We start from the raw sequence: 10,335 nt of genomic DNA, 5'->3' as shown, positions 1-10,335 counted from the left end.
CAGGTTCTAAAATCAACAGTATCCATTAACACAGACTAAGAATTATTCCTAAGACCTTCTGCCTTTTAATTCTTCTCCAATTTGGGCGAAGAATTCTTCGTTGGATTTGGTTTGTTTTAGTTTTTTCAGGAAGCGCTCGGCGAAGTCTGGCGAGTCGGACATCGATTTTCGGATGGCCCATAGTTTGTCCAGATGATCCTTCGGAAGAAGCAGCTCTTCTTTCCGTGTGCCAGAGCGGCGAATATCAAGTGCTGGGAATATACGGCGTTCTGCAAGCTGACGATCCAGATGCAGCTCCATATTACCTGTCCCTTTAAATTCTTCATAAATAACGTCATCCATACGTGAACCAGTGTCAACCAATGCCGTAGCTAGGATGGTTAAGCTTCCGCCTTCTTCAATGTTTCGGGCTGCCCCGAAGAAACGCTTCGGACGGTGGAACGCCGCTGGGTCAATACCACCAGAAAGGGTACGGCCGCTTGGCGGAATCACAAGGTTATAAGCACGAGCCAAACGCGTAATGCTGTCCATTAAAATAACAACGTCGCGTTTATGCTCGACTAAACGCATCGCGCGGTCCAGAACAAGCTCAGCGACTTTAATATGGTTTTCTGGTACCTCATCAAACGTAGAGCTGACAACATCGCCAGCAACCGAACGCTCAATGTCGGTTACTTCCTCTGGACGTTCATCGATTAGAAGCACAATTAATTCCACTTCAGGGTGATTCGTTGTAATACTGTTAGCGATTTCTTTTAACAGCATTGTTTTCCCTGCCTTTGGGGGTGCAACAATTAAGCCCCTTTGTCCAAAACCAACTGGAGCAACTACATCCATAATTCTTGTAGAGATATGTTTTGGAGTGGTTTCGAGTTTCATATGTCTGTTTGGATAGAGAGGAGTTAATGCTGGGAAGTGAACACGTTCTTTTGCTGACTCTGGGTCTTCACCGTTAACTGCTTCTACATGTAAAAGTCCGTAATAACGTTCATTTTCTTTTGGAGGTCTAACCTTACCGGAAACTTTATCCCCATTCCTGAGATCGAACCGACGGATTTGCGACGCAGAAATATAAATATCTTCCGAACTTGGTGAATAGTTGATCGGGCGTAAGAATCCAAAGCCTTCAGATTGGATGATTTCCAAAACGCCTTCCATGAAAAAATAACCTTGCTGCTCCGCTCGTGATTTTAAAATGGCGAAAATAAGTTCTTTTTTCGACAACTTACTATAGTAAGTCACTTTAAATTCGCGCGCAAGCTCATAAAGCTCCTTCAGCTTCATGTTTTCTAAACTTGATATAGTTAATTCCATAGTACACCACACTTTAAAATTTTTACTCTATTTTCGTTACCGAGAACCTAATCGTATAATAGAGGATTTTTGATTTCTAAAAATATATTGAGGAAAGATAGAAATGAATAGAATAGCAGAATCAATTTAATAAAACACTATCTATTGTACCCTTTGTCTAAAATAATAATCAACTGGAAATTTTCTATTTGCAGAATATGGAGAGAAGAGACTAGAATCTAGGTCTAGTCTCTTAGTAAGTGTTTACTATAAAAATTTATCTAATCACTAAATTTGGTTTCTTCTTCAGACTGTGACGACCTTCGACAAATCGGACAGTTCCTGATTTTGCACGCATAACGATGGAATGAGTAGATCCATAAGAACCCTTGAATTGAACACCGCGCAGTAACTCACCGTCTGTTACACCGGTAGCTGCAAAAATCGCGTCGTCACCTTTCACAAGGTCTTCCATTCGAAGTACCTTCTTGACATCTAGTCCCATTTTCACGCAGCGCTCTAATTCGGCATCACTTTGAGGAAGCAATTTACCAATGATTTCACCGCCGAGACATTTTAATGCAACAGCTGAGATGACGCCTTCCGGAGCACCGCCAGAGCCGAATAAAATGTCAACGCCTGTGTTATCAAAAGCAGTATTAATCGCTCCTGCCACATCGCCATCATTAATTAACTTAATTCGTGCGCCTGCTTCACGAAGCTGTGCAATGATATGCTCATGACGCGGACGGTTTAATACCGTTGCTACAACGTCTTCGATATCCTTGTTTTTCGCTTTCGCCACTGCCTTTAGGTTATCAAGAACAGAAGCATTGATATCGACAAGTCCTACAGCTTCAGGGCCAACAGCAATTTTCTCCATATACATATCCGGTGCATGTAGAAGATTGCCATTGTCAGCAATTGCCAAAACTGCTAGAGCGTTCCATCCGCCTGCGGCTAAAATATTTGTTCCCTCAAGTGGATCAACGGCTACATCGACCCGAGGTCCGTACCCTGTACCAAGTTTTTCACCGATATAAAGCATTGGGGCTTCGTCCATCTCGCCTTCACCAATGACAACTGTTCCCTTCATCGGGATCGTGTCAAACACATCACGCATGGCAGAAGTTGCAGCACCATCCGCTTCATCCTTTTTCCCGCGTCCCATCCAACGCGCTGAAGCGAGTGCAGCGGCTTCTGTTACGCGAACAAGCTCCATAGATAAACTTCTCTCCATGTTCTCAATCCCCCAAATTTCTATTTATACTTTTTAATAACATTAGTATAACATATTCGAGGAATTAGTATAGCTTATTTACGTGTTCTTTAGTTGTTCTACTTCATCTTTTGACAAAGCTTCACGCCAAACGGTTGCACCGAGCCCATTTAATTTTTCAACAAGATGGCTGTAACCCCGGTCAATGTGCTCAAGGCCTGTGACTTCTGTAATGCCTTCAGCAAGAAGTCCGGCAATGACAAGGGCGGCCCCAGCTCTAAGATCGCTTGCCTTCACTTTTGCACCTTGAAGCTTAAGAGGTCCGCTAATGATTGCCGAGCGGCCTTCCACTTTAATATTCGCGTTCATTCTTCTTAATTCATCAATATGTTTAAAACGGGCACCATAAATAGTATCCGTTACAACGCTAGAACCCGTCGCTCTCGTTAAGAGAGTGGTAAATGGCTGTTGCAGGTCGGTCGGAAAACCAGGATATACCAGGGTTTTGATATCAACAGACTTCAACTTGTCCGAACTGCTGACAAACACCTGATCATCGCCCGTTTCAATTTTCACACCCATTTCTCGCAGCTTAGCAATCAGCGATTCTAAGTGCTGGGGGATGACATTATCGATTAATACACCTTCACCCACGGCAGCACCCAAAATCATATAGGTTCCAGCCTCAATTCGATCCGGAATAATGGTATGACGGCAGCCATGGAGGCTGTCCACGCCATCAATACGAATGACATCGGTTCCTGCACCCTTGATTTTTGCTCCCATATTCGTAAGTAAGGTAGCAACATCAATGATTTCCGGTTCTTTTGCAGCATTTTCAATAATCGTCCTGCCCTTTGCTCTTACCGCCGCTAACATGATATTAATGGTTGCGCCAACACTGACAACATCGAGATAAATACGTGCGCCACGAAGCTCGTCCGCACGCAAATAAATAGCGCCCTGCTCGTTTGTTACCTGAGCACCCAGTGCTTCGAATCCTTTAATATGCTGATCAATCGGACGTGGTCCAAGATGACATCCACCCGGTAAACCGATGACGGCCTTTTTGAAACGGCCAAGCATCGCCCCCATTAGATAATAAGAGGCACGAAGCTTCTTGACTTTTCCGTTTGGCAATGGCATCGAAATCATTGTCGATGGGTCAACCGTCATATCAAAATCATCTGAAAGCTCTACTTTCCCGCCAATTTCTTCGAGCAAGTCCTTCAATATTTCTACATCTGAAATATCTGGCAGCCCTTCAATTGTCACCGGTGATTCTGCTAAAATGGTTGCTGGTATCAACGCAACTGCACTGTTTTTTGCACCACTTATTCTTACGGTTCCCTTAAGCGGATATCCGCCCGCAATTTTAAGTTTTTCCATTTTCGACTCCCTTCTACGCCATTGGGATGGACTTTGATCCTTTATTAATCAACTAAATTGATATTCAAAATTCGCATTTAGGTAATTATTTCCAATAGCAAATTACATAATCCGACAATTTGTCTATCATCTAGTGTACACCAATATATTATTTTCATGTATCAATATGAAAAAAAGTTTTAAAAATTGGTAAATTTATGCGTTACGGCCTGCCCAATCTTTCATAAATCCTTCAATCCCTTTGTCTGTTAATGGATGATGGAATAAGCCAATTAATACTTTGTAAGGAATCGTTGCAATATGTGCTCCTCTAAGCGCTGCTTCTGTAACGTGAATTGGATTACGGATCGATGCCGCAATAATTTGTGTATCAAGTCCGTGAACGGTAAAAATATCTGCGACTTGAGAAATTAATTCTAAGCCATTTTGACCGATATCATCCAATCTGCCTAGGAATGGTGAAACGTATGTAGCCCCTGCTCTTGCTGCAAGAAGTGCCTGATTAGCGTTGAAGATTAAGGTAACATTGGTGGTAATCCCTGCTTCTGAAAATGCATGACAAGCCTTTAAGCCATCAGGAGTCATTGGAACTTTAACGGTGATATTTGGGGCAATTGCTGCCAGTTCTTTACCTTCTCTAATCATACCTTCTGCGTCCAGTGCAATAACCTCTGCACTAACAGATCCAGGAACAAGCGCAGCAATTTCTCTAATGCGGTCGTGGAAGGATACATCTTTTTCTTTTGCAACAAGCGAAGGGTTTGTTGTAACTCCTGATAATAATCCAAGCTCATGTACTTCACGAATTTCTTCTAAGTTAGCTGTATCAATAAAAAATTTCATGTGTTTCTCCTCCAATTTATACGACAAATTTCGTCAATATTCTAATTATTCCTTACAGTTTGAAACCGCCCACTCGTTAAGGGGCGGTTTCAAATTTACTGTCAACATTACCAAAGATTGGATAGCATTTTCAAGAGGACAATAACCTCTTATATAAAAATTGTCTAGCGCAAGCAGCCAAGGCGCTTCCGCTTTTCGTATTGTCTAGCTGCAGCGCCTAGGGGCTTCCGCTTTTCGTATTAAGCTTTGCCAGCTGAACCAAATTCGCGAATTTTGCCGATTACTGTTTCTTTGATGGCTTCGCGAGCTGGGCCCATGTATTTACGAGGATCGTATTCATTTGGCTTTGCAGCTAATGCTTCACGAACCGCTTTTGCAGACGCAATTTGGTTTTCAGTGTTCACGTTAATTTTCGCTGTTCCAAGGGAAACAGATTTTTGAATATCATGTGTTGGAATACCAGTTCCGCCATGTAGTACAAGTGGAAGACCAGTAGCTTGACCGATTTCTTCCATCTCTTTATAACCTAGCTTTGGCTCACCTTTGTATGGACCGTGAACAGAACCAAGTGCAGGTGCAAGGCAGTCGATGCCTGTACGCTCAACAAGTTCTTTACATTCAGCAGGATCCGCATAAATAATGCTGCCAGATACATCGTCTTCCTGTCCGCCAACTGTTCCTAATTCTGCTTCAACAGAAACACCTTTTGAATGAGCGTATTCTACTACTTTAGAAGTAATTTCTACGTTTTCTTCAAATGAATGATGAGAAGCGTCAATCATAACAGATGTGAAGCCTGCATCAATGGCTTCCTTACATTTTTCAAAGCTTGAACCATGATCCAAGTGAATGGCAACAGGTACGGTAACTTTCAAATCTTCCATTAAACCTTCTACCATTTTTACAACAGTTTTAAAGCCGGACATGTAACGAGCTGCCCCTTCAGAAACACCAAGAATAACAGGTGATTTTTCAGCTTCCGCTGCTTGTAAAATAGCTTGGGTAAATTCTAAGTTATTTAAGTTGAATTGCCCAACAGCGTAACCTTCCGCTTTCGCTTTGATAAGCATCTCTTTCATTGAAACTAAAGGCATTTTATTTCCTCCTTGGTATGAGTGTTTATCTTCTCGAATTAGGGTTTTCCTATTAAGGATTTCCTATCATTTTACTGATTATGTACTCTCGAGAAAGATAAATGGACGAGCAAAAGTTCATAAGTATCATACCAAACTGATTGATAAAATGCCATTAAAGAAAACCTAATATTATAAACGTTCACAATGAAAGCGGCAACACTTTTCGACAATCATTCTATTTTAAAAAAAACGGATTAATTTGCTTTTTGAGGAATATGTTTTCTTACGGCCGCACGAATATCATCAATATCGAATGGCTTTGCAAAATGAGTAATTGCTCCTAGATTCTTGGCCTCTTGGATCATATCCAATTCACCATAAGCAGTCATAATAATAACGCGAATATCAGGATCAATGACTTTCATTCTTTTTAAAATTTCAATACCATCCATACCAGGTATTTTCATATCCAATAGGACGAGATCAGGGTCATGCTTGGTAACAATATCTAGTGCTTGAATTCCATTTGCTGCCTGAAAGGTTTGATATCCTTCCTTTGAGAATACCTCATTTAGTAAAATCCGTATCCCAAATTGATCGTCAACAATTAAAATTTTCTCTTTCATAACTCCACCTCTTCCACCCTTTTTTTATTTATAGTTGATTCCTTTTCTTCCACTATGATAATCTTCGACATTTCTTTTAAAAATCCTCTATTTATTATATAGGTATATTGTGGTAATTGTCTTTTATTTTTAAAAAGCTATAATATTTTTGTGAAGGAGTGGTTTTAATTGATGAAAATGTTTACGACCCAATTGACGGGATTATTTAAAAGAATCGAAGAGAAGGCAGAGTTTTCATTTGAGGACGGTGCCCGCCTGCTCGCACAAGGTCAGACTATTTATCTTGTGGGATTTCGTGAAATGAAGGCTGTTGAATTTGAGGCATTAGAGGGTGCAGAACCATTAAAGGGTGCTTTAGCGAATGTTGATGCTGCTACCCCTGCCGACAGGGTGCTGCTATTCACTCGAACCTCGGCTGATAGCGATGCGCTAGAGCTTGCAGCGAAGCTTAAAGAGAAAGATATCCCATTTGTGGCCGTATCAACATCGGTTCCAGATGGAAAATTGGAAGAAATGGCTGATGTACATATTAATTTGCAGCTTTTGAAGGGTCTGTTGCCAGATGATTTTGGAAATCGATACGGCTATCCGTCCTCAATGGCAGGATTATACGTTTATTATGGCTTAAAATTTACAATTGATGAGATTTTAGCGGAATATGAATGATTTTGAACGACCTAGATTGGGTCGTTTTTTGTTTTGGACTATTTTTAGGGTGTTTTGGACTATTTTTGATTGGTTATGGACTTTTTTCTTAGGGTTTTGGACCTTTTTAAAGTGGTTTTGGACTATTAGACATTTTTTGGAAACCCCAACCATAAAAAAAGCCAGCACTCCGCAAAGAGAACTGGCCCAAATGTTATTTTTGCAATGTTGCTTTAATAAATTCACGGAATAGCGGCTGCGGACGGTTTGGTCTTGAAACAAATTCCGGATGGAACTGAGACGCAACAAACCATGGATGGTCTTTAAGCTCAACGATTTCCACAAGACGGCCATCTGGGCTAGTCCCAGAGAACACAAATCCAGCGTCTTCCATTTCTTGACGGTAATGATTGTTAAACTCATAACGGTGACGGTGACGCTCATAAATCACTTCATCCACATATGCTTCGAACGCTTTAGTACCTTCAATTAGACGGCATGGGTAAAGACCCAGTCTTAATGTTCCACCTAAATCCTCAACATCCTTTTGCTCTGGAAGTAAGTCAATGATCGGGTGCTTGGTTTCAGGTACAAATTCTGCAGAATGAGCATCCAGATAACCAAGAACGTGGCGTGCATATTCAATCGTTGCCAGCTGCATTCCTAAGCAAATGCCAAGGAAAGGCTTCTTCGTTTCACGGGCATAACGAGTTGCTTGAATCTTCCCTTCGATTCCGCGATCGCCAAATCCGCCAGGAACAAGGATTCCGTCCACATCATGCAGAAGTTCTGCGACATTATCTGAAGTAACATGTTCCGCATTAATCCACTTAATTTCCACATCAGCGTCAAACGCATAACCTGCATGCTTCATCGCTTCAACAACAGAAATATAAGCATCCTGAAGCTCAACATATTTCCCAACAAGTCCAATGCGTGTTTTGCCGGAAAGATTAAGAACCTTATCCACTAACGCCTTCCATTCGGTCATTTCTGGTTCAGGTGTCGTTAGCTTCAAGTGGTCACATACAATTTGATCCATGTGCTGCTCTTGAAGAGCAAGTGGAATCGAATAAAGCGTATCAGCATCCTGACATTCAATAACCGCTTTCGCATCGATATCACAGAACAAAGCAATTTTATCCTTCATATCCTGGGAAACCGGCATTTCAGTACGAACAACGATGATATTTGGCTGAATACCAAGGCTGCGAAGCTCTTTAACACTGTGCTGCGTTGGTTTGGTTTTCATTTCACCAGCTGCTTTAATGTAAGGAATTAAGGTACAGTGAATGTACATCACATTTGAGCTGCCAATATCACTCTTAATTTGACGAATCGCTTCTAAGAATGGCAATGACTCGATATCCCCTACTGTTCCGCCGATTTCAGTGATGACCACATCGGCATTCGTTTCGTTGCCAGCACGGAAGACGCGTTCCTTAATTTCATTGGTAATGTGCGGGATAACCTGAACGGTTCCACCTAGGTAATCGCCACGGCGTTCCTTGCGTAGAACAGTAGAATAGATTTTTCCAGTGGTCACGTTAGAGTACTTGTTTAAGTTAATATCGATAAAGCGTTCATAGTGTCCTAAGTCTAAGTCCGTTTCAGCGCCATCATCGGTAACAAATACTTCACCGTGCTGATAGGGACTCATGGTTCCTGGGTCCACGTTAATGTATGGGTCAAACTTTTGAATCGTAACGTTCAATCCTCGATTTTTCAACAAACGGCCTAAAGAGGCTGCGGTAATCCCTTTTCCTAACGATGAAACTACACCGCCAGTTACAAAAATATACTTCGTCATAAAATAATCCTCCTCTAATTCAGTTTGTGCAATATTCTTGTTGTTTAAGGCTTCTTTTATAAAAATTTTTTATTCCTAAAGAAGTCCCGGGCTTCTGCCCGAAAGAGCTATGTATCATTTGACTGAAAAAATAAAAAAGCACTCCGTTTACACTAGGTAAGGGAGCGCTTTATAAGCTATATATGATCCGTTCCTGTTTAAAGGAGCCCAAAAAAGATTCTACAAGTGCAGCGTTAAAAAGTCAAGCCTATAATAGGTCGTCTTCATCCTCTACTTCATCTTCTTCAAGATCCTCGTCAAGGTCTTCTTCTTCATCAAGCTCAAATTCATCATCGTCTTCGATGACATCTTCATCTTCGTCTAAATCATCGACATCGTCAAGGTCATCCAAAAGATCATCCTCGTCGTCATCGAGAAGGTCATCTTCATCGGCAAAGTCATCAAGCTCTTCGTAATCTTCATCCACATCATCAAAGTCTTCAAGCTCGTCTTCATCGACAACCTTTTTCGCCTTTTTCTTCTTAGGTTTAATAACGGTAACGACTTCTTCTTCTTGTGTATCGACTGGATACCAGACACGAAGTCCCCAGCGGTTGTCACCTAATGATAGAAAACGACCGTCGATATTTATATCGGTATAGAATTGTGCAATTCTTGATTTGATTTGTGCCTCTGTAATTTCTGTAGCTGCCGCAATTTCTTTGATTAAATCATGGAAGGAAATTGGCTGTTTGCTTCCTTTTAGAAATTCATACGCCATCTCAATGAGGGATAACTCTTTTAATTGCTCTTTTGAGAAACTTTGTAAACTCAATATCGGCACTTCCTTTCTCTATTTAACACTCACTATTACATGAGTGATCACGGGCAAAAATTTTAGCACCTCAGTGCTAGTATTTTGACATATTCTTCATTATAAACAATATTCTCCCGTTTATGCTAGTTCTATCTATTGTTTTATTTGATATTTTCCCTCTTTGGCGGGGTATCATCAGGTTTATTCTCTTTTTTCAGCATTTTCAACTCTTTTATAGCCCAATAAAGGAAGATAATAGCCAGCACTAGAAAAGAAATTGCCCCTAACTGATGTTGATAGAGATAGTATAACGGCCAGGCTAAAATTATTAATAGTAAAATCATATTTTTTATCATCATCTGTCAACACCCGCCTCGGGAACCATTGATGTATGCCCATCTATTATATAAGAAAGAGAGCCAACATTAGTACTAGTTTAAAAATTATTTTTTATATACGTTTTTGTTATATTGGCCTGTTGATTTCCACTCCAGGCACTTCGCTTTCCGCGGGCGGTCCAGGGAGCCTGTCTAGCTGCAGCGCCTAGCCCCTCGAGGCGCTTCGGCTTTTCCTACTTCCTCGGCCCTAAAGCGCCTGCGGGGTCTCCCCCTGCCCCGTCCTCCCGCAGGACATTGAAT

10 protein-coding genes are annotated in these 10,335 nt (G+C 41.3%); 1 reads left to right on the top strand and 9 read right to left on the bottom strand.

The features are described from left to right. Positions 1-48: 48 nt before the first annotated feature. The 6 genes from rho to CHI06_RS05990 all read right to left on the bottom strand — a co-directional run bounded on the left by rho (position 49) and on the right by CHI06_RS05990 (position 6,446). Complete coding sequence (rho, locus tag CHI06_RS06015; RefSeq protein ID WP_095247522.1) at positions 49-1,314, bottom strand: transcription termination factor Rho; 1,266 nt, start codon at positions 1,312-1,314, stop codon at positions 49-51. Between the two features lie 256 nt (positions 1,315-1,570). Beyond that, positions 1,571-2,533, bottom strand: coding sequence for a class II fructose-bisphosphatase (gene glpX, locus CHI06_RS06010; protein WP_095247521.1), 963 nt, complete (start codon positions 2,531-2,533; stop codon positions 1,571-1,573). A 78-nt stretch (positions 2,534-2,611) separates the two neighbouring features. After that, on the bottom strand, positions 2,612-3,901 hold the full coding sequence (locus CHI06_RS06005) for a UDP-N-acetylglucosamine 1-carboxyvinyltransferase (RefSeq protein ID WP_095247520.1): 1,290 nt from the start codon (positions 3,899-3,901) through the stop codon (positions 2,612-2,614). 195 nt (positions 3,902-4,096) lie between these two features. Then, positions 4,097-4,744, bottom strand: coding sequence for a fructose-6-phosphate aldolase (gene fsa, locus CHI06_RS06000; RefSeq protein ID WP_095247519.1), 648 nt, complete (start codon positions 4,742-4,744; stop codon positions 4,097-4,099). Between the two features lie 239 nt (positions 4,745-4,983). Continuing rightward, a complete protein-coding gene (locus tag CHI06_RS05995) occupies positions 4,984-5,838 on the bottom strand; it encodes a class II fructose-bisphosphate aldolase (protein WP_095247518.1) in 855 nt (284 codons plus the stop codon). Between the two features lie 236 nt (positions 5,839-6,074). After that, complete coding sequence (locus CHI06_RS05990) at positions 6,075-6,446, bottom strand: response regulator (RefSeq protein WP_095247517.1); 372 nt, start codon at positions 6,444-6,446, stop codon at positions 6,075-6,077. A 168-nt stretch (positions 6,447-6,614) separates the two neighbouring features. Here CHI06_RS05990 and CHI06_RS05985 point away from each other — a divergent pair, with 168 nt between their 5' ends. Further along, complete coding sequence (locus CHI06_RS05985; protein WP_095247516.1) at positions 6,615-7,112, top strand: DUF2529 domain-containing protein; 498 nt, start codon at positions 6,615-6,617, stop codon at positions 7,110-7,112. Positions 7,113-7,305: 193 nt separating this feature from the next. Here CHI06_RS05985 and CHI06_RS05980 read toward each other — a convergent pair whose 3' ends face one another. From CHI06_RS05980 to CHI06_RS05970, 3 genes are all read right to left on the bottom strand, one after another. After that, on the bottom strand, positions 7,306-8,901 hold the full coding sequence (locus CHI06_RS05980; RefSeq protein WP_095247515.1) for a CTP synthase: 1,596 nt from the start codon (positions 8,899-8,901) through the stop codon (positions 7,306-7,308). A gap of 247 nt (positions 8,902-9,148) precedes the next feature. Then, positions 9,149-9,715 (bottom strand): DNA-directed RNA polymerase subunit delta, encoded by a 567-nt coding sequence (gene rpoE, locus CHI06_RS05975; protein WP_095247514.1) that lies wholly within the window; start codon positions 9,713-9,715, stop codon positions 9,149-9,151. 143 nt (positions 9,716-9,858) lie between these two features. Continuing rightward, complete coding sequence (locus CHI06_RS05970; RefSeq protein ID WP_095247513.1) at positions 9,859-10,056, bottom strand: hypothetical protein; 198 nt, start codon at positions 10,054-10,056, stop codon at positions 9,859-9,861. Positions 10,057-10,335: the final 279 nt, after the last annotated feature.

The organism is Bacillus sp. 7884-1 (assembly GCF_002272245.1).
Lineage (GTDB): Bacteria > Bacillota > Bacilli > Bacillales > Cytobacillaceae > Neobacillus.
This window is presented reverse-complemented; position numbering and strand designations above follow the sequence as displayed.

What these genes read in the sequence shown, in the direction of transcription:
- rho (WP_095247522.1), bottom strand. Translation starts at nt 1,314, where the DNA reads ATGGAATTAACTATATCAAGTTTAGAAAACATGAAGCTGAAGGAGCTT.
- glpX (WP_095247521.1), bottom strand. Translation starts at nt 2,533, where the DNA reads ATGGAGAGAAGTTTATCTATGGAGCTTGTTCGCGTAACAGAAGCCGCT.
- CHI06_RS06005 (WP_095247520.1), bottom strand. Translation starts at nt 3,901, where the DNA reads ATGGAAAAACTTAAAATTGCGGGCGGATATCCGCTTAAGGGAACCGTA.
- fsa (WP_095247519.1), bottom strand. Translation starts at nt 4,744, where the DNA reads ATGAAATTTTTTATTGATACAGCTAACTTAGAAGAAATTCGTGAAGTA.
- CHI06_RS05995 (WP_095247518.1), bottom strand. Translation starts at nt 5,838, where the DNA reads ATGCCTTTAGTTTCAATGAAAGAGATGCTTATCAAAGCGAAAGCGGAA.
- CHI06_RS05990 (WP_095247517.1), bottom strand. Translation starts at nt 6,446, where the DNA reads ATGAAAGAGAAAATTTTAATTGTTGACGATCAATTTGGGATACGGATT.
- CHI06_RS05980 (WP_095247515.1), bottom strand. Translation starts at nt 8,901, where the DNA reads ATGACGAAGTATATTTTTGTAACTGGCGGTGTAGTTTCATCGTTAGGA.
- CHI06_RS05970 (WP_095247513.1), bottom strand. Translation starts at nt 10,056, where the DNA reads ATGATGATAAAAAATATGATTTTACTATTAATAATTTTAGCCTGGCCG.